This is a genomic window from Phreatobacter sp. AB_2022a, from assembly GCF_026847585.1.
GTDB lineage: Bacteria > Pseudomonadota > Alphaproteobacteria > Rhizobiales > Phreatobacteraceae > Phreatobacter.
The window spans coordinates 24693-44530 of record NZ_JAPSET010000045.1; the positions used below are offsets into that span (position 1 = coordinate 24693).

18 protein-coding genes are annotated in these 19838 nt (G+C 68.9%); 17 read left to right on the plus strand and 1 reads right to left on the minus strand.

The window, feature by feature from the left end:
- Window positions 1–108: 108 nt before the first annotated feature.
- The 16 genes from OZ671_RS25430 (at window position 109) to OZ671_RS25505 (ending at window position 17200) form a co-directional block, all read left to right on the plus strand.
- Entirely contained in the window at window positions 109–1131 is a 1023-nt protein-coding gene (locus tag OZ671_RS25430) for a zinc-binding dehydrogenase (RefSeq protein WP_268863304.1), read from the plus strand.
- A gap of 14 nt (window positions 1132–1145) precedes the next feature.
- Complete coding sequence (locus OZ671_RS25435; RefSeq protein ID WP_268863305.1) at window positions 1146–2060, plus strand: lipid A biosynthesis lauroyl acyltransferase; 915 nt, start codon at window positions 1146–1148, stop codon at window positions 2058–2060.
- 498 nt (window positions 2061–2558) lie between these two features.
- Window positions 2559–3689 (plus strand): NAD(P)/FAD-dependent oxidoreductase, encoded by a 1131-nt coding sequence (locus tag OZ671_RS25440; protein WP_268863306.1) that lies wholly within the window; start codon window positions 2559–2561, stop codon window positions 3687–3689.
- Complete coding sequence (locus OZ671_RS25445; RefSeq protein WP_268863307.1) at window positions 3690–5087, plus strand: amidase; 1398 nt, start codon at window positions 3690–3692, stop codon at window positions 5085–5087. It begins immediately after the preceding gene.
- A gap of 237 nt (window positions 5088–5324) precedes the next feature.
- Window positions 5325–6644, plus strand: a complete 1320-nt coding sequence (locus OZ671_RS25450; RefSeq protein ID WP_268863308.1) for a cation:dicarboxylate symporter family transporter — start codon at window positions 5325–5327, stop codon at window positions 6642–6644.
- Between the two features lie 3 nt (window positions 6645–6647).
- Entirely contained in the window at window positions 6648–7787 is a 1140-nt protein-coding gene (locus OZ671_RS25455; RefSeq protein ID WP_268863309.1) for a threonine synthase, read from the plus strand.
- 23 nt (window positions 7788–7810) lie between these two features.
- The gene (locus tag OZ671_RS25460; RefSeq protein ID WP_268863310.1) at window positions 7811–8455 is read left to right on the plus strand and encodes a helix-turn-helix transcriptional regulator; all 645 of its coding nucleotides are present in this window, start codon (window positions 7811–7813) and stop codon (window positions 8453–8455) included.
- The gene (locus tag OZ671_RS25465) at window positions 8439–9440 is read left to right on the plus strand and encodes an ornithine cyclodeaminase family protein (protein WP_268863311.1); all 1002 of its coding nucleotides are present in this window, start codon (window positions 8439–8441) and stop codon (window positions 9438–9440) included. The genes OZ671_RS25460 and OZ671_RS25465 overlap by 17 nt, the downstream gene beginning before the upstream one ends.
- A gap of 247 nt (window positions 9441–9687) precedes the next feature.
- A complete protein-coding gene (locus OZ671_RS25470) occupies window positions 9688–11355 on the plus strand; it encodes an ABC transporter substrate-binding protein (RefSeq protein ID WP_268863312.1) in 1668 nt (555 codons plus the stop codon).
- Window positions 11356–11473: 118 nt separating this feature from the next.
- Complete coding sequence (locus OZ671_RS25475; RefSeq protein ID WP_268863313.1) at window positions 11474–12427, plus strand: ABC transporter permease; 954 nt, start codon at window positions 11474–11476, stop codon at window positions 12425–12427.
- A gap of 2 nt (window positions 12428–12429) precedes the next feature.
- Window positions 12430–13332 (plus strand): ABC transporter permease, encoded by a 903-nt coding sequence (locus OZ671_RS25480; protein WP_268863314.1) that lies wholly within the window; start codon window positions 12430–12432, stop codon window positions 13330–13332.
- Window positions 13329–14339 carry an ABC transporter ATP-binding protein gene (locus tag OZ671_RS25485; protein ID WP_268863315.1) on the plus strand — a complete coding sequence of 337 codons (1011 nt, stop codon included), beginning with the start codon at window positions 13329–13331 and terminating at the stop codon, window positions 14337–14339. Before OZ671_RS25480 ends, OZ671_RS25485 begins: the two co-directional genes overlap by 4 nt.
- Window positions 14340–14350: 11 nt before the next feature.
- A complete protein-coding gene (locus tag OZ671_RS25490; protein WP_268863316.1) occupies window positions 14351–15352 on the plus strand; it encodes an ABC transporter ATP-binding protein in 1002 nt (333 codons plus the stop codon).
- Window positions 15353–15423: 71 nt separating this feature from the next.
- The gene (locus OZ671_RS25495) at window positions 15424–16149 is read left to right on the plus strand and encodes an aspartate/glutamate racemase family protein (RefSeq protein WP_268863317.1); all 726 of its coding nucleotides are present in this window, start codon (window positions 15424–15426) and stop codon (window positions 16147–16149) included.
- 147 nt (window positions 16150–16296) lie between these two features.
- Window positions 16297–16605: a PilZ domain-containing protein gene (locus OZ671_RS25500; RefSeq protein WP_268863318.1), complete on the plus strand. Its 309-nt coding sequence runs from the start codon at window positions 16297–16299 to the stop codon at window positions 16603–16605.
- 25 nt (window positions 16606–16630) lie between these two features.
- On the plus strand, window positions 16631–17200 hold the full coding sequence (locus tag OZ671_RS25505; RefSeq protein WP_268863319.1) for a hypothetical protein: 570 nt from the start codon (window positions 16631–16633) through the stop codon (window positions 17198–17200).
- A gap of 5 nt (window positions 17201–17205) precedes the next feature.
- Here OZ671_RS25505 and OZ671_RS25510 read toward each other — a convergent pair whose 3' ends face one another.
- A complete protein-coding gene (locus OZ671_RS25510; protein ID WP_268863320.1) occupies window positions 17206–17865 on the minus strand; it encodes a TetR/AcrR family transcriptional regulator in 660 nt (219 codons plus the stop codon).
- 816 nt (window positions 17866–18681) lie between these two features.
- Here OZ671_RS25510 and OZ671_RS25515 point away from each other — a divergent pair.
- Window positions 18682–19641 (plus strand): DUF2865 domain-containing protein, encoded by a 960-nt coding sequence (locus OZ671_RS25515; protein ID WP_268863321.1) that lies wholly within the window; start codon window positions 18682–18684, stop codon window positions 19639–19641.
- Window positions 19642–19838 lie beyond the last annotated feature (197 nt).

Below are 19838 nucleotides of genomic sequence, written 5' to 3' on the forward strand. Positions count from 1 at the left end.
GGCCCCGGCGAGTTGACGAGGCCCGTCCTGCCCTTTAGGCAGCGCCACTCGTTTTTCACAGAGCGCGCTGCGCTCCCGAAAGCCAAACCGGACCTCAAGGAGAATCCGATGCGCGCGCTCCGTCTCCATGGTGACCGCGACCTCCGCCTGGAAGAGATCGAGGACGCGCCGGCCCCCGCGGCAGGCGAGGTCCGTATCAGGATCGCCGCCGTCGCGCTGAATCACATCGACGTCTGGGGCTTTCGCGGCATGGCCTTCGCCAAGCGGAAGATGCCGCTGGTGGTGGGCGCGGAGGCCTCCGGCACGATCGACGCCGTCGGGGCCGGGGTCACCCGCTTCAAGGCTGGCGACAAGGTCGCCATGTTCGGTGCCAAGACCTGCGGCACCTGCGTCTACTGCCGGTCGAACCGCGACAATCTCTGCGAGAATGTCGGCGGCGTCATGGGTTTCCATATCGATGGCTTCGCCTGCGAATACGTCACCATGGAAGAGCGGCTGGTCGTGCCGGTTCCCGCCGGCGTTTCGCTGACCGATGCCGCAACCGCCCCGATCACCTTCTCGACCGTCGAGCACATGCTGTTCGACAACTGCAAGCTCCAGCCCGGCGAAACCGTGCTGGTCCAGGCCGGCGGCTCCGGCATCGGCACCGTGGCCATCAAGGTGGCCAAGGCGCTCGGCTGCACCGTCATCACGACCGTCGGCGATGACGAAAAGGCCGAGAAGGCGCGCGCCATCGGCGCCGACCACGTGATCAACTACCGCACCGAGCGCTTCGAAGGCGTCGTGCGCAAGATCACCAAGAAGAAGGGCGTCGACGTCGTGTTCGAGCATACCGGCGCCGATACCTGGAACGGCTCGCTCCTGTGCATGAAGCGCGGCGGCCGGCTGGCGACCTGCGGCGCCACCTCGGGCGCCACCGTCCAGATGAACCTGATGCAGCTGTTCCAGCAGCAGTACAAGATTCTCGGTTCGTTCGGCGCGCCGATCCGGGCGATCGCCGACGGCCTGAAGCGGATCGCCGACGGCGTCTCGCCGGTCATCGATACGGAATTGCCGATGGACCGGTTCCAGGAGGCGCTCGATCGGCTGGAGAGCCGCCGGGTCTTCGGCAAGATCCTCGTCCAGATCTAAGCGCGGCCGGTCCCTTGGTTCGCTGGATCCGCCACAACTACCCCTGGGCCATGCTGCCGCTCGACTGGGTGGTGGGCGTTCTCGTGCTCGTCGGGCTGCGCCTCGTCCGTTCGCTCGGCCCGGACCGGGCGAGCGATCTCGGCGCCTTCGTGGCGCCGCGCATCGGCCGGTTCATCAAGGCGAACCGCACCGGCTACGCCAATCTGAAGGCCGCCTTTCCCGAGAAGTCCGAGGCCGAGATCCAGGCGATCCTGCGCGGCGTCTGGGAAAATCTCGGCCGCACCGCCTGCGAATACGCCTGCATGGACGACCTCTGGGACTTCGACGTGGCGAAGCCGAACCAGGGTCGCATCATCACCGACGACGTGCCGCTTTATGAACGGCTGCGCGACGACGGCAAGCCGGCGATCTTCTTCGCCGCCCATCTCGCCAACTGGGAGATGCCGGCGGTGGCCGCGGCCGCCCATGGGCTCGACACCACCGCGCTCTATCGTATGCCCAACAATCGCTTCGTGGCGCGGGCGATCGCCAAGATCCGCGGCCGGACCATGGGCAAGATGGTCGCCTCCGGCGGCGCCGGCGTGCTGCAGCTTGCCCGCGAGCTGGAGCGCAACAACCATATCGGCATGCTGATCGACCAGCACCTGGCGCGCGGCGTCGACGTCACCTTTTTCGGGCGCCCGGCCAAGGCCAATCCCACCGCCGCCAAGCTCGCCCGCGAATTCGACTGCCCGGTCCACGGCGCTCGGGTGATCCGCCTGCCCGGCAACCGGTTCCGGCTGGAGGCGACCGAGGAGCTCGTCCTGCCGCGGGACGCCGATGGCCGGATCGACGTCAAGGGCGCCATGCAGGTGATGACCGACGTCGTCGAATCCTGGGTGCGGGACCATCCCGAACAGTGGCTCTGGCTGCATCGCCGCTGGCGGTGAACCGTCCACCGTTAACGACGATGCTTGTCAGCCGAATGACAGACTATGGACAAATGCGATTTGTGTATTAAGCTTTGTCCCGTGGTTCACAGCGGCGGTGAACGATCATGCAAGGCCAGAGACTTTATTGGCAGGCTGCGCGCGTCGATCGTGAGATAACGTTCGAGAAGCCCGCAGGGACTTGGCGCATTGCTCTGCTTGCCAGTATTGGCCTGTGGGGTCTGATTGCGACCGCGCTCATGCAACTGATCGGCGAATAGCCCGGCGTCGCGCCATCGTCCGATAGCGCTGGCGCATCCTGCGCTCTTTTGGCAGGCCGATTGGCGCTTCAGGCGCCGATAAGCGGCAGTCAGCCGGGCCACGGAGCATGCGGAGCCGGTGCGGCGGACTGGTATCCACCGCCTGCCGGCCGTTGACCACCCTTGCGACCAGCCCCCTTTCCCGCACCGCCGAAGGCCCTTAAACAAGGAGCCCGTTTGCGGGGGTGCGTATCGGCCCATGACAGCTTATTCGATCGATGCCGTGGTCATCGGTGCCGGCGTTGTGGGCCTCGCCGTTGCGCGCCGCCTTGCTCTCGCCGGCCGGGAGACACTGGTCATCGAGGCCGCCGACGCCATCGGAACCGGCACATCCTCGCGCAACAGCGAAGTGATCCATGCCGCGCTCTATTATCCGACGGGATCGCTGAAGGCGGCCGCCTGCCTGCGCGGCAAGGAGCTTCTCTATCGCTATGCCGCCGACCGGGGCGTGAGCACCGAAAACTGCGGCAAGCTGATGGTGGCGACCGAAACCTCGCAATTGCCGAAGCTCCGGGCGATCTGGGACCAGGCCCATGCCAATGGCGTCACGGGCCTTGCCTGGATGACGCCGGAGGACGTCCGCGCCATCGAACCGGAAGTGGCCTGCGTCAAGGCCTTCATGTCCGGCACGACCGGCATCGTCGACAGCCACGGCCTGATGCTGGCGCTGCAGGGCGACCTGGAAGATGCCGGCGGCATGGTGGCCTTCGAAACACCTGTCCTGTCGGCCGAAATCGCCGCGAACGGCATCGTTCTGCAGACCGGCGGGGCCGCACCGGCCGAGATCGCCACGCCCATGCTGGTCAATGCAGCGGGCCATTTCGCGCCCAAATTCCTGCGTGACCTCAAGGACTTTCCAGCCGACTGGATTCCGCGGCAGTGGTACGCGAAGGGCAATTATTTCGCCCTGACCGGCCGTCAGCCGTTCTCCCGGCTGGTCTATCCCATGCCCGATGCCGCGGGGCTCGGCGTGCACGCGACCATCGACCTGCAGGGCCGCTGCCGCTTCGGCCCCGACGTCGAGTGGGTCGAGAACGAGCATGACCTCGTGGTCGACCCGGCGCGCGCCGCGGGCTTCTATGCGGCCATCCGCAGCTATTGGCCCGGCCTGCCCGACGATGCCCTGCAGCCCGACTATGCCGGCATCCGGCCGAAGCTGCACGGGCCCGGCACGCCGATGCCCGACTTCCGCGTGGATGGTCCGGAGGCCCACGGCATATCCGGCCTCGTCAATCTGCTCGGCATCGAAAGTCCGGGGCTCACCGCCTCGCTCGCCCTTGCCGATATCGTGGCCAAGCGCCTCGGCCTTCCCGTCCTGGAGACCGTCTAGATGACCGACCCAGCCTCCCTGCCCGCGCTCGGTGCGACCGCCACCGCCGACGCCATCGCCGCCGGCAAGACCACGGCGGCCGCCGTGATCGACGCGGCGCTCGCCCATATCGCCCGCGACAACGACCGGCTGCACGCCTTCATCCTGGTGCTGGCCGAGGAGGCGCGGGCCGAAGCCGCTCTGCTGGATCAGCTCCAGGCACGCGGCCACCGGCGCGGTCCGCTGCATGGCGTGCCGGTGGCGGTGAAGGACATCATCGATGTCGGCGGCCAGAAAACCCGGGCCGGCTCCACGACGCGCGATCACCTGCCGCCGGCAAGCTTCGATGCCGCCGCCGTGGCGCGGCTGCGCGCCGCCGGCGCCGTGGTCATCGGCAAGACCCATACGGTGGAATATGCCTTCGGCGGCTGGGGCACCAATGTGGTGGCCGGCACCCCGGTCAACCCCCACGACATCGCCGTGCCGCGCGTGCCGGGCGGCTCGTCGTCCGGCTCGGGCGTCGCGGTCGGCGCCGGCATGGTGCCGCTCGCCTTCGGCACCGACACGGGCGGCTCGGTTCGCCTGCCGGCGGCCTGGTGCGGCGCCGTCGGCTACAAGACCTCGTTCGGCCTCGTCGGCCGGTCCGGCGTCGTTCCACTGGCACTCGCTTTCGACACGATCGGGCCGATCGCGCGCACCGTGCGCGACGCCGCGGTCATGGGCCAGGCCATGCTCGGCTCCGATCCGGCCGATCCCGCGACGGCCGGCGCGCCGGGCCTCGATCTCGTCTCGGGCCTGGAAGCCGGCGTGAAGGGCCTGACCATCGGGCTTGTCAGCCTCGACCACGACATGGCCGTGGATGTCGAGGTGGCCGCGGCGATCGAAACCGCGTCCCGCGGGCTGGAACGGGCCGGCGCCCGCATCGTCCGCCTCATGCTGCCGGAAACGCTCGCGACCTATACCGCCGCCTGCGGCGAGCTGATGATGGTCGAGGGCTATTGCCGCCACGGCGCCTTCGCCGACAGCGACCCGCCGGCGCTCGGCGCGCCGGTCGCGGCGCGCATCCGCGGCGGCGCCAGCCTTTCCGGCCCCGCCCTGTTCAACGGCCTCGAGCAGCGCGCCGAGCGCATCGTCGCGGCGAATGTCGCGCTCGAGGGGATCGACGCGCTGATTCTGCCGACCACCGCCGTCCCCGCCATCCCGATCGCCGAAGTCGACGAGACGGCAGCGCCCGGCGCGCTCACGCGCTTCGTCAACTATCTCGAATGGACGGCGGTCTCCGTGCCGGTCGCCCGGACCGCGGGCGGCCTGCCGATCGGCCTCCAGGTGGTGGCGCGACGCTTCGCCGATCCCCTGGCGCTGCGCATCGCCCGCGCCGCGGAGCTCGATGCCGGCGGACCGCTGCCCCTGCCCATCTAGGGGGCGGCCGATAGTGCCGGCTCCCCTCGCCCCTGCGACAGTCTCCTCGCGCCGCGCCTGACTGAAACGTGGTGAAGACCGCCCCTCCATTGGGAAGGAGGCGGATGCTTCGTCTCGGCCAGCTCCAATACATATTGTCTGATTTTAGATTTTCTGTATATTCCCGTTCGCCGCGCATCGCGCAGCAGGACTTCCAACGACCTCACAAGAGGCGCCTGTCCGAAGGGGAACCCACAGATGACCGCGACGACCCTGCCCGACGGCGCCAGGACGCCGTTCTATTTCAGCCTCTCCTTCCAGATGGCGCTCGGCCTGGTGCTGGGCGGCATGGTCGGCTGGCTCTGGCCCGATATCGGCACCCAGCTCAATCCGCTCGCGACCGCCTTCGTCAAGCTCATCAAGATGATCGCGGGGCTCATCGTGTTCCTCACCATCGTCACCGGCCTCGCCCAGATGGAGCGCGGCGCCGGCCTCGGCCGGATCGGCATCGCGGCGATCGTCTATTTCGAGATCGTCAGCACGCTCGCGCTGATGCTCGGCATGGTCCTCGGCAATATCTTCCAGCCCGGCCTCGGGCTGACGCTACCGGCCGACGGCGCCGCCGCCGTCGCCCGTATCGCCGAGGGCGGCAAGGCGCTTTCGACGGTCGAGTTCCTGCTCGGCATCATTCCGAAGACGGTGCCCGATGCGCTGGCCGGCGGCATCATGCTGCAGGTCCTCCTGGTCTCGCTGCTGTTCGGCTACGGGCTGCACCTGCTGGGCGAGAGAGCCGCGCCCGTGGTGCGCGACCTGACCGTGCTGACCGAGCTCGTCTTCAAGGTCATGGGCCTCATCCTGAAGGTCGCGCCGATCGGCATCTTCGGCGCCGCCGCCTTCACCCTCGGCAAGTTCGGCCTCGCCTCGCTGCTGCCCCTGGCCAAGCTCATTGCCCTCGTCTATGCCGGCTGCGCGCTGTTCATCGTGGTCGTGTTCGGCCTCGTCGCGCGTCTCTCCGGCTTTGGCCTGTGGTCCTTCCTCGTGCGGATCCGCGAGGAGATCATCATCGCCTTCACCACCACCTCGTCGGAAGCCGCCCTGCCCGGCCTGATGCGCAAGCTCGAGGCTGCCGGCTGCAGCAAGCAGGTCACCGGCTTCGTCGTACCTGCCGGCTTCTCATTCAACCTGGACGGCTCGTCGATCTACATGACCCTGGCCGCCCTGTTCATCGCCCAGGCCGCCGGCATCCAGCTCGGCCTTGCCGAACAGGTGTCCCTGCTGCTCGTCTTCCTGCTCACCTCCAAGGGCGTAGCCGGCGTCTCGGGCGGCGCCTTCGTCACGCTTGCCGCCTCGCTCCTGATGTTCCCGGACATTCCGCTCGCCGGCCTGGCGCTCATCCTCGGCATCGACCGGATCATGGATTCGGCCCGCACCGCCACCAATGTCATCGGCAACGGTGTTGCCACCATGGCCATTGCCGGCTGGTATGGCCAGCGCGGCACGGCCAGACGCAGTGCCGGCGACACCGACCCGCCAGCCGCAGCGGATATCGCCGAACCCGTCCTGATCCAGAGGCCCTGACCCATGCGAGAGCCCGCCTATATCGACCCGCGCAACGGAACGCTCTATCCGCTCGACCAGCCGCGCTGGTGCTCGGACGACCGTCACCCGCTGATGATGACGGAGCTCAGGGGCCTGACCCGCGACGAGATCGAACGCGGCACGCGCTCGCTCTGGCGCTACCGGGCAAGCCTGCCGGTCGAGATCGCCAGGCCGATCTCCATGGGCGAGGGCATGACCCCGCTCGTCGAGCGGAGCTGGGGCGACCTGCGCCCCTTCTTCAAGCTTGAATGGTTCAACCCGACCTCGAGCTTCAAGGATCGCGGCACGACCGTCATGCTGTCGGCGCTGCGCCAGCTCGGCGTCGACGCCGTGCTGGAGGACAGTTCCGGCAATGGCGGCGCCTCGGTCGCCGCCTATGGCGCCGCCGGCGGACTGAGGACCAAGGTCCTCGCCCCCGCCTATGCCTCGCCCGCCAAGATCGCCCAGATCAGGGCCTATGGCGCCGAGGTTCAGCTGGTCGAGGGTCCCCGCGAGGAATCGCAGGCCGAGGCGATCAGGCAGTCGGACGCGCTCTTCTATGCCAGCCACAACTGGCAGCCCTTCTTCCTGCAGGGCACCAAGTCGCTCGCTTATGAAATCTGGGAGGATTTCGGCTTCGGCGCGCCCGACAACGTCATCGTGCCGGTGGGGGCCGGCAGCAGCCTGCTCGGCTGCCATATCGGCTTCAGGGAACTGCTCGCCGCCGGGCAGATCGGCCGCATGCCACGGCTGTTCGCGGCCCAGCCGCTCGCCTGCTCGCCGGTCGATGCGAGCTTCCGGGCGGGCGTCGACACGCCGGTCGCCCGGCCGGTCGAAAAGACGGTCGCGGAGGGCACGGCGATCAAGGCGCCGCTGCGCCTTGCCCAGATGATCGCCGCGCTGAAGGAGACCGCCGGCGACACCGTGGCCGTCACCGAGGGAGAGATCATTGCCGCGCTGAAGCGGCTCGCCGCCCAAGGCCTGATGGTCGAACCGACCTCGGCGACTGCCGCCGCCGCGCTCGATCATCTGGTCGCCCGTGGCAGCATCCGCGCCGGCGAGCGCACCGTCGTCGTCGTGACCGGCACCGGCATCAAGAGCGCCGGCCTGATTTCCGAGCTGTTCGGCGCGGCCGCGCCATGAGCCGGGACAGGAAGGAGCCGGCCATGGCCGGGATCAAGGCGAACAAGACCACGCGGGAACAGGCTGTGCTGCTCGCCGAACTGAAGCAGGTCGCGGCAGGCCTTGCCGAAACCTTCGCGCCCTTCTGCGAGGTGGTCGTGCATGACCTGCGCGATCCGCGCCACGCGATCTATGCCATCGACAACAACCTCTCGGGCCGCGCGGTCGGCGATCCCGCGACCGAGCTCGGCCTCGCCCGCATCGCCGATCCCGACTATCCGCAGGTGATCGCCAATTATGCCAACCAGTTCGCCGACGGGCGGCAGGCCAAGAGCACATCGATCGGGATCAAGGATTCGACCGGGCAATATGTCGCGGCGCTCTGCCTCAACATCGATCTCAGCCTGTTCCGCAGCCTGCAGACGGCGCTCGGACAATTCGCCAGCGTCGACCAGACCGGCCCCGCGCGGGAATCGCTCAATCCGGCCGGCGCCGAGGCCATCCGGGCACGCATCGACGCGTTCGCCGCGCGCATCGCCTCGACGCCGCGGACCCTGAAGGCCGACGAGCGCCGCGCCTTGATGCGCGAGCTGAAGGAGGCCGGCTGCCTCGAAGTGCGTCGTTCGATGGAGATCGTCGCGGCGCATCTCGGCGTCTCGCGCGCGACCGTCTATGTCGATGCAAGATAGGCCCGCCGCTGCGGATCGGGCCGCCGCGCAGCTCCTGCTGATCGACGGCAGCCTCGTCGACACCCTGCTCGCCCCGGACGCCGTGGCGGCCGCGGTGGAAGAGGCTTTCATCCTGCATGCCGAACGCCGCGGCCGTGTCTTCCCGGTCGTGCGCGAGGCGCTGCCGGGCGGCGGCATTTTCGGCATCAAGGCAGGTGATGTTCCGGATGCCGGCCTGCTCGGTTTCAAGGCCGCCGGCTTCTGGCCGGCCAACCGCGCCTGCGGCGGAGAGCCGCACCAGGCGACCATCGTGCTGGTCGACCCGGCGACCGGGCGGCCGCGCGCCATCATCGACGGCAATGCCGTGACCACCTTGCGCACTGGCGCGGCCGGAGGCCTCGGGCTGCGCCGTCTCGCCCGGCCCGACAGCCGCAGCGCCGTCGTGTTCGGCACCGGCGTGCAGGCACGCATCCAGCTCCGCTTCGCCCTCGACCTGATGCCCTCGCTCGCCGAGGTCGCCTACGTCTCCGGCGATGGCCGGCCCGATCCCGGCTTCGAGGCGCTGTTCGCCGGCCGCTGCCGCATCGCACATACCGGCGACCGCAACGGCGCCGTGGCGGTGAGCGATCTGGTCATCACGGCGACGCCCGGCCCCGGGGCGCTGTTCGAAACGGATGCGGTCCGGCCGGGCACGCATCTGACCTGTGTCGGCGCCGATACCGCGGGCAAGCGCGAACTGCCCGAAGGGCTGCTCGCCCGCGCCCGGCTCGTCGTCGACGACCGCGTCCAGGCCCGGGCGATCGGCGAAATGCAGTGGGCGCCCGCCACATCCGCCATCGAGCTCGGCGACATCCTCTCCGGCAAGATGGCGTTCCAGCGGGCGCCCGGCGACATCACGGTGTTCGACATGACCGGCCTCGCCCTGCAGGACCTGACCGTCGGCCGCCTGGTCTTCGAGCGCGCCCGCGCTGCCGGCCGCGGCGTCGCCGTGCCCTGGGCCTGGTAGCCTTCACGGCCGAGCCCGCCCTGCGTTGGAGGGCCGCGTGAAAGCGGCGCGCCCCGATCCTGCCGTCGAGAACGGCCTTGCAGCTCCGATCAATCTGCTCAAGGATTGATCAGCATGCCCCTCCCACCGGCATGGGGCCGGATGGTCGATGAAACCGAAGCATCCAGGCCCGCACGAGACGGGCCGTTTCGGACATCTGGCACGTCACTTGCCAGCGTCGATGAGACGGGCATCAGGGAGGAAATGCATGCTGTCCACCATTCGGCCGGCCGTCATTGCCGGCGCGGTTCTGGTCTTGGCGGGGGCCATGGCCAATGCACCGGCCATCGCGCAGGAGAAGGTGCTGCGCATCGGCATGACCGCCGCGGACATTCCACGCACCCACGGTCAGCCGGACCAGGGCTTCGAAGGCAACCGCTTCACCGGCATCCCGATCTACGACGCTCTGGTCAACTGGGACCTGTCGCGGGCCGATGCCCCGTCGGTGATCATTCCCGGCCTCGCCCTCGAATGGGCCGTCGACGCCAACGACAAGACCAAGTGGGTCTTCAAGCTGCGGCCCGGCGTCAGATTCCATGACGGTTCGCCGTTCAATGCCGCGGCCGTGGTCTGGAACGTCCAGAAGGTGCTCGACCAGTCGGCGCCGCATTTCGACCAGAGCCAGGTGGGCGTCACGGTCTCGCGCATGCCCAATCTGCGATCGGCGCGGGCCATTGACGATCTCACCGTCGAGCTGACCACCTCGGCGCCGGACTCGTTCCTGCCCATCAATCTGACCAACCTGTTCATGGCCTCCCCTGCCCATTGGCAGAAGCTGCTCGGCGAGGTGCCGGCAGGCGTCACCGACCCGCGCCAGCGCGCCCAGGCGGCATGGACCGCGTTCGCCGCCAATCCCTCGGGCACCGGCGCCTTTCGCGGCGTCCGCCTCGTCCCGCGCGAACGCTTCGAAATGGTCGCCAACCGCGACTATTGGGATACCGCACGCCGGCCGAAGATCGATCGCGTCGTGCTGCTGCCGCTGCCCGAGCCCAATGCCCGCACCGCCGCCCTGCTGGCCGGCCAGGTGGACTGGATCGAGGCGCCCTCGCCCGACGCCGTGCCGCAGATCACCAGCCGCGGCTTCAAGATCTATTCGAACGCCCAGCCGCATGTCTGGCCCTGGCAGTTCTCGTTCCGCGAGGGTTCGCCCTGGACCGACCGGCGGGTGCGGCACGCGGCCAATCTGTGCATCAACCGCGATGAATTGAAGGAACTCCTGAACGGCCAGATGGAAGTGCCGAAGGGCACGGTTCCGCCCGGCCATCCCTGGTGGGGCAATCCGTCCTTCGACATCCGCTACGATCTCGCGGCCGCCCGCCGGCTGATGCAGGAAGCCGGCTTCTCGGCCCAACGGCCGGTCACCGTCAAGGTGCTGACCTCGGCCTCCGGCTCCGGCCAGATGCAGCCGATCGTCATGAACGAATGGCTGCAGCAGGCGCTGAAGGAATGTTTCTTCAACGTCGAGCTCGAGGTCGCCGAGTGGAACTCGGTCTTCACCAACTGGCGCGAGGGCGCGGGCTCCGCCGGCGCCCGCGGCGCCAACGCCATCAACGTCACCTTCGCGGCCATGGATCCGTTCTTCGCCATGGGCCGCTTCGTGACGCGCCAGGCCAATCCGCCGACCTCGAACAATTGGGGCTTCTTCAACTCCGACGAGTTCGACGCGCTGGTCAATACGGCCCGCACCACCTTCGACGCCGCCGGCCGCGACAATGCGCTGGCCGCGCTGCACAAGCGCCTCGTCGAAGAGGCGCCGTTCCTGTGGGTCGCCCACGATGTCGGACCGCGCGCCCTGTCGCCGCGCGTCACCGGCGTCGTCCAGCCCCGCTCCTGGTTCATCGACATCGCGACGATGGACATCCGCGCCGGCTCCTGATCGCCCGCGCGTCACGACGCGGCGGCCCGATGCGGCCCGCCGCGTTTCCTCTGGATGAACCCTGCGGGCGGCCGGCGCGGGCCGCGCGCGGGGTTTCCCGGCGCATGAGGTCCGACCGATGCTCGTCTACCTGGCCAAGCGGCTGGTCTACACGATCCCGATCGTCATCGGCGTATCGCTCGTCTGCTTCGCCCTCGTGCATATCGCACCCGGCGATCCCCTGGTGTCGGTGCTGCCGCCGGACGCATCGGACGCGCTGAAGCAACAGATGATGGCGGCCTACGGTTTCGACCGACCCTATTACGAGCAGTTCTTCAAGTGGTGCCTCAGGGCCCTGCATGGCGATCTCGGAACCTCGATCGCCACCGGCCGCGCCGTCTCGGGCGAGGTCATCGGCGCGGTACGCAACACGCTGCTGCTCGCAGCCATCGCCACGCTCATCGGCTTCTTCTTCGGCCTGCTGTTCGGTTTCGTCGCCGGCTATTTCAGGAACAGCGCGGTCGACAAGATCGCCTCCTTCCTGTCGGTTGTCGGTGTCTCGGTGCCGCACTACTGGCTCGGCATGGTCCTGGTGATCATCTTCTCCGCGCAACTGAACCTGCTGCCGCCGACCGGCGCCGGGCCCGGCGGCTCGGCGGAATGGCGGCCGGACTGGGAGCATATCCGCCACCTCATTCTGCCCGCGGCCACCATGAGCGTCATTCCAATGGGCATTGTCGCGCGCACCATCCGCGCCCTCGTCGCCGATATCCTGTCGCAGGACTTCGTGCCGGCCCTGCGGGCCAAGGGGCTCTCGGAATTCGGCATTTTCGGCCATGTCGTGAAGAACGCCGCCCCGACCGCGCTTGCCGTGATGGGCCTGCAGCTCGGCTATCTCCTCGGCGGCTCGATCCTGATCGAGACGGTGTTCTCCTGGCCGGGCACCGGCTTCCTCTTGAACGCGGCGATCTTCCAGCGCGACCTGCCGCTGCTGCAGGGCACCATCCTGGTGCTCGCGCTGTTCTTCGTCGGCCTCAACCTGCTGGTGGACGTCCTCCAGACGGCCATCGACCCGCGCATCCAGCGGAGCTGATCATGACATCGGTGGCGTCCCTGCTGCGCGAGGACCCGGCCAAGGCGCCGGCCGCGATCGAACGCTCGCCCGGCTACTGGACCGGCGTCGCGAAGCGCGTATCGCGCGACAAGGTCGCGATGCTCGCCGGCATCCTGATCCTCGCCCTGGTGCTGGTCGCGATCTTCGCGCCCTGGATCGCCCCGGCCGATCCCTATGCCGGCCGCACGATCCGCCGGCTGCGGCCGATCGGCACGGCCGGCTTCCCGCTCGGCACGGACGAGCTCGGCCGCGACATGCTGTCCCGGCTCATCCACGGCGCCCGCTACTCGCTGATGATGGGCGTGACGCCGGTCATCATGGCCTTCATCGCCGGAAGCCTGATCGGCATCGTCGCCGGCTATGCCGGCGGCCGCGCCAACACGCTGATGATGCGCACCATCGACGTGTTCTACGCCTTCCCCTCGGTGCTGCTCGCGGTCGCGCTGTCCGGCGCGCTGGGGGCCGGCATCCAGAACGCCCTGGTGTCGCTGACCATCGTGTTCATTCCGCCGATCGCGCGCGTCGCCGAGGCGGTGACCACCCAGGTGCGCAGCCGCGACTATGTCGAAGCGGCGCGCGCCTCCGGCGCCCGCGCCCTGACCATCATCCGCGTGCATGTGCTGGGCAATGTGCTCGGGCCGATCTTCGTCTACGCGACCGGCCTCATCTCGGTCTCCATGATCCTCGCCTCGGGCCTGTCCTTCCTCGGTCTCGGCGTGCGCCCGCCGGAGCCCGAATGGGGCCTGATGCTCAACACGCTGCGCACCGCCATCTATACCCAGCCGATGGTCGCGGCCCTGCCCGGCGTGATGATCTTCCTGACCTCGATCTCGTTCAACCTGCTGGCCGACGGCCTGCGCTCGGCCATGGACGTGAAGCAATGAAAGTGCCGCTTCTCACCATCCGCAACCTCGTCAAGCATTTCCCCGTGGCCGGCGGCGGCCTGTTCGGGCCGGCCAAGGTGGTGCGCGCCGTCGACGGCGTCGATTTCGACGTCTTCCCCGGCGAGACGCTCGGCATCGTCGGCGAGAGCGGCTGCGGCAAGTCGACCACGGCGCGCCTGATGATGCATCTGATCGCGCCGACGGCCGGCGAGATCCTGTTCGACGGCGCCAAGGTCGGCTCTCCGGACCTGTCGCTGACCGGCTACCGCCGCCAGGTCCAGATGGTGTTCCAGGACAGCTACGCCTCGCTCAATCCACGCCTGACCATCGAGGCCTCGATCGCCTTCGGCCCGCAGGTCCATGGCGTCGGCAGGCCGGCCGCGATCGCCCGCGCCCGCGACCTGCTCGCCCGCGTCGGCCTCGATCCATCACGTTTTGCCGGACGCTATCCCCACGAGCTTTCGGGCGGCCAGCGCCAGCGCGTCAACATTGCCCGTGCCCTGGCGCTCCAGCCCAAGGTGGTCATTCTCGACGAGGCCGTCTCGGCGCTCGACAAGTCCGTGGAGGCGCAGGTCCTCAATCTCCTGATGGATCTGAAGGACGAATTCGCGCTCACCTATCTGTTCATCTCCCATGATCTGAACGTGGTGCGCCACATGTCCGACCGCGTCATGGTGATGTATCTCGGCAAGGTCGCGGAGATCGGCCCGGCCGACGCCGTGTTCGACGCGCCCCTGCACCCCTATTCGGCCGCGCTGACCCGGTCCATGCCGACCATGGATCCGGACCGGCGCACGATGGAAGCCCCGATCTCGGGCGACCCGCCGAACCCGATCGATCCGCCGGACGGCTGCCGCTTCCATACGCGCTGCGTCCATGCCGAGGCCGTCTGCAGCGCCCGCCAACCCGCCCTGGCAGGCGCGGCGCAAAACCATGCGGCCGCCTGCCTGATGAGCGAACCGGGCTCGGGCCATTCCGCGGCTCCGTCCAGCCGCGCAGCCGCGTAAGGAGCGAGGCCATGGCCGCCGAGGAACCGACCGTCGTGATCCGCGACCTCACCGTCGCCTTTACGGGCGGCGCCAGACCGATCCGTGCCGTCAACGGCGTCGACCTGACGCTCGATCGGGGCGAAACCCTCGCCATCCTCGGGGAATCCGGTTCCGGCAAGTCGGTCACGCTGCGGGCCCTGCTGCGGCTCAATCCGGAACGGCGCAGCGTCACCACCGGCACGATCCGCGTCGGCGGCCGCGACGTGCTCGCGCTCGGCGCCCGCGATCTCCAGGCCTTCCGCGGCCGCGCGGTGTCGATGATCTTCCAGGAGCCGGCGCTGGCGCTCGACCCCGTCTACACGCTCGGCCGCCAGATCGCCGAGACCATCGTCAAGCATGAGGGCTGCTCGACGGCCGAGGCCCGCCGGCGCGCGCTCGACCTGTTCCAGCGCGTGCGCATCCCCTCGCCCGAGCGCCGGCTCGACAACTATCCCCATGAAATGTCGGGCGGCATGCGGCAGCGGGCGATGATCGCGCTGGCCCTTGCCTGCAACCCGCAGGTCCTGCTCGCCGACGAGCCGACCACCGCGCTGGATGCCACCGTCCAGATCCAGATCCTGCTGCTCATCCGCGAGCTCCAGCGCGAACTCGGCCTCGCCGTGATCTTCGTGACCCACGATATCGGCGTGGCCGTCGAGGTCGCCGACCGCGTGGCGGTGATGTATGGCGGCCGGATCATCGAGACCGGGTCGATCCGCGACATCATCCGCGCGCCCCGCCATCCCTATACGATCGGGCTCCTCAACAGCCGCGCCCGCGAGGGACTGCCGCGCGGCGCGCGGCTCGATGCCATTGCCGGCTCACCGCCCGATCTTGCCGACCTGCCGCCCGGCTGCGCCTTTGCCCCGCGTTGCCGGCTGGCCGTGCCCGCCTGCACGGCGGCGCAGCCCGAGCCGGTCACCGTCGGCGCCGGCCACGTCGTGCGCTGTCTGCGGGTCGAGGAAACCGCCTTGCCCGCAGTGCCGGCGTAAGGCCGGGCGCGGACGATGCGGCAGCCCGCGCGTCTCGCGCCCCGCAAGACCTCTTTCGGGGAGCGGAGCTGATGCTTCTGACGGTCGTCAATCCCAACACCACCGCCGCCATGACCCGGCGGATCGGCGCGGCCGCGCGGGCGGCGGCAAGCCCCGGCACGACCATCGCCGCGGTCAATCCCGCGCGCGGGCCGGCCTCGATCGAGGGATATTATGACGAGGCGCTGTCGGTGCCGGGCGTGCTCGCGGAACTCGCCAAAGCGCCGGCGAGCGATGCCTTCATCATCGCCTGTTTCGACGATACCGGCCTCGACGCCGCGCGGTCGCTGGCCACGGCGCCGGTCGTCGGCATCGGCGAAGCCGCGATGCACATCGCAAGCCTCGTCGCCGGCCGTTTCAGCGTGGTGACGACCCTGGCCGTCTCGGTGCCGGCGCTCGAGCACAATGTCGACAAATACGGCTTCGGCCGCCGCTGCGGCAGCGTGCGGGCCTGCGAGGTTCCGGTGCTCGAGCTCGACGACCCCGCCTCGAACGCCCGCGCCAGAATTGCCGCCGAGATCGCCAAGGCGATCCGCGACGACCGGGCCGAAGCCATCGTGCTCGGCTGCGCGGGCATGGCCGATCTTGCCGCGGCGCTCGGCGCGGAATGCGGCCTGCCGGTCATCGACGGTGTCGCCGCGGCCGTCAGGCTGGCCGAAGGCCTGGTCGGCCTCGGGCTCCGCACCTCCAAGCGCGGCGGTTACGCGCCGCCCCGGCCAAAGGATTATGCGGGCCTTTTCGACAAATCCGAACCATAGTGTAAACGAGACGTTAAGGCTCCCGGGCTAGAAGGAAGCCATTGCAACCGCCAGCTGAAATTGCAGCGACGACGACGCCACGCCGGACCCGCGCCAGTCATGAGTGAACGCCGAATCGCCCAGCGATCCCGCACATTCTGGAAGGGAATGATCATATTCCCGGGCGGCCTGCGTTCGGTCGAATGCACGGTGCGCAACTATTCCGAGACCGGCGTGCGGCTCGATTGCGGGTCGATCATGGACCTGCCCGACCGGTTCGAACTGAAGATCCCGCAACGCAACGCCACCTATGCCTGCGAGGTCGCCTGGCGCCGCGGCGGCGAGATCGGCGCGCGCTTCGTGAACGGTGCGACCGACCCCGGCGTCGACGCCATCAACGAGAAGCTCAAGGAACTGGCCGCGCAGAACAAGCGGCTGCAGCGTCAGATCAACGACCGCGATTCCGAGACGCTTTGACCTTGCGACAGCCGGACGCCGCAGCGTGAACCCGATGGCTGTGGTCGAACGCCTGGCCCGCGCAGCGACACCGCTGCGGCTTGCCCTTGCCCTCGCCGCGGTGCTCGCTGCCTTTCTCGTCAACGCCTATGCCAATGCCGGCGTCGAAGCCCTGCTGCGCGGCAGTTGCGGCGGGCTCGACTGCCTGAAGCAGGTGCGGCCCGAGGCGCGCCATGCCGGCTACACGGCCGAGGACTTTCGCGCCTTCCTGACGACGATCGGCCCGCGCCGGAGCGAGGCCCTCGCGGCCCTTCTGACCGATCTGCCGCTGGCCGTCGCGACCGCCGCAGCGCTCCTGACCGGCGCGGGCCTGGCGAGCCGCGGCCTGCCGCTGTCGCAGCGCACCTTCCGGCTGCTGTTTCTCGTGCCCGCCGGCTTTCTGACTGCCGACCTGGTCGAAGACGGCCTTCTGGCGCTGGCCTATTCAGGCCTCGCCGATGCGAGTCCCGTCCTGCCCTGGACTTCCGCGTTGAAATTCGCGCTGCTCGCGGCCAGCGCCGTTTCGAGCCTCGTCCTGGCCCTGGCCGGCGCCGCGCTCGCTCCGCCGGCCGACTGACCGCCTCAGTTCCCGCCGGCGAGCGCCGCCGGCAGGCCGCGAAGCATGGCGTCGACGCCGAGATCGAGCAGCTTTTCCGGATCGCCGAGATCCCGGGGGCGCGCCGGTGATCCCGGCACCGACAGGCTCGCAAGGCCGTGGGTGAGCGCGAACACCAGCATGGCCGCCCGCCGTGCCGCCTCCGCGTCGTGCGTGCCGAGGGCCCGGCCGACCGCCTCGCGCAACATCCGGAAGCCGGGATCCTCGGCCCCTTCGGATTTGGCCTCTTCGCTCGTCGTGCCCGAGTTGAACATGGCTGCGTAATAGGCGGGCTCCTCGCGGGCGAAGGCGAGATAGGCCCGGCCCATGGCGCTGAAGCCTTGCGGCCCACCGGCCGCCGCGGCCTGTCCAAGGCGCTCGCCGAGCGCGGCAAAGCCAAGCTGAGCAATGTCGCGCAGCAAGCTCTGCCGGTCCTTGAAATGACGATAGGGAGCGGCCGGCGACACGCCGGCGAGCTTGGCCGCATCCGACAGGGTGAAACCGGCCGGGCCGCGCTCGGCGATCAGCCGGCGCGCCGCTTCGATCAGCGCTTCCTTCAGGTTGCCGTGATGATAGCCGCGGCGCGCGGCGAGATGAACGTCGGCCGAGGTGGGCCGGGATGAATCGTCGATCGGTGGCTTGGCCATTATGTAAAAAGACGTGACATTCTATTCCAGGCCGGTCAAGGCGGCGATCCGGCGGTCTGCCGGGAGGCGCCGCCATGCCGGCCGCCGGACCGGCAGGGCGCTGCGGGCACGATTGACCCGCCACGTCAGCCCATGAAACATCTGATGGGACAGGATATCTCACCTATCATCCACATGGCGCGGCCGCAAATTCGCCAGACTTGTCAAAGCGCTCGCGCTGCCCGCCGCGACGCCCGGTCGCGGGCCGGTCGAATCCGCTTGGCAAAGCCCCGTCGCGCTGCTTAGCCTGCAGGTTCCGGTTCCTGCGAGGGAGGTTGCCAGTGGAACTTGCCCGACACGTGAACGTAGTTGCCGTCTGCGCCGCATTCGCGTTTTTCGGAGCCATCCTGTTCGGTGCATTCTAAGAGCATCGACACCGGCAGGGCTGGTTGAACCGGTCGATCCAAAGCATCGAAACCACGACAGTTCGCAGACCTTCGGCCGGACGAAAGTCCGGCATTTTCTTTTGCTTTAACCCTCTGATGTCAACCCTTGCGTGCAAGTCTACGCAGGTACTGGTCTTGCGGGAAAACTCGGCTAGACTGTCGACATCGAACTGCAATAGTCCCGTGCCAGATGCGCGACGGGCTCGGCTGAAGTTTGGCCACGTCCCAGGCACTGCGCCCTGGGGCGAGGTCGAGGGGCGAGCCTGTTTGTTGATACGTCTCGCCGACATGGTTCCAGCCTCGGAACCGCGTCGACAATCCACTGCCGCCTTTCATGTCATGGGCCGTCCGCCGCGACGGACGGCCAGGTAGGGCTTCAATGGTTGCACGCATGTCCGGCTTTGCCGTGTTCTTTCTCGCCTGCTGCATCCTTGCAGGCGCAAGCCTGCCAGCCGCGGCCCAGGATGCCGACCAGATCTACGCCGTGATCCGGCGCGACGCCGAGCTGCGCGCCATGCGGCGCGGCGAGGCCAGCGCCCGTGTCGCCTCGCGCTCTGCCTTTCCCGGCCTGCCCTTCTTCGGCGCCACGCCCCAGCGCGAGGTGCCCCTGATCACCGTCCGCCCCCGGCATGAGGGCGGTCCGGCGCGCCAGGGCCGCTCGGTGTCCACTTCGAACCGGTCCGGCCAGTTCCGCGTGCCGGGCGGCACCCGAGTCTATTGCGTCCGGCTCTGCGACGGCTTCTTCTTTCCGGCACCCGCCGGCGGCCGCGATGGTCAGGGCACGCAGCAGGAGGCCTGCAACAGCCTGTGCCCCGGCACCGAGGTTGCGCTCTACACGGCGCGCGGCGGCCAGCCGATCGAGGAGGCCAGCGGGCCGCGCGGCCAGGTCTACGCCCGGCTGCGCACCGCCTTCCGTTTCCGCGAGGCGGCGGATGCGACCTGCACCTGCCACGGCCGGGCCACCAATGGTCTCGCGCGCCTGCCGATCACCCACGATTTCACGCTGCGTGCCGGCGACATAGTGGTGACCGAGACCGGTGTCCGCGTCTTCGCCGGCGCCTCGCGCTTCCCCTATCGGCAGGCCGATTTCGTCGACGCGCGGTCCTATGGCAGGCTGCCGGCCGACCTGCGCCGCCGAGCGGCCGAGATCCAGGCCAGTATCCAGGCACGCGACGCCGCCGTCGCTGCGCCCGTCGCGCGCACCGGTTCCGGCCAGGCGACCCGCAACCTTGCACGGCGGGCCGGCATGACCGATGCGATCGAGACCTTTCCCCTGACATCGGGCACGGTCTCGGCCGAGGGTGTGCGAATCCTCGACATCTCGCGTCGATCCGACACCAGCCTGCGTTGATCCAATAGGCCGGCGAAGCCAGGGCCTGCGGCGATTTGCGGCTTTTTCGTGGATGGCCAGTTGATCATCGCCCGTGCAATGCTGTATGACGCGCGCCGCAACGAGGCAGCGCGACGACCGCCGGGACAGATCGGCGACTGATGACAACCCCGAGGGCCTCGATCGGCGCTTGAAGCCATTTGTCACTCAGGGCCGGA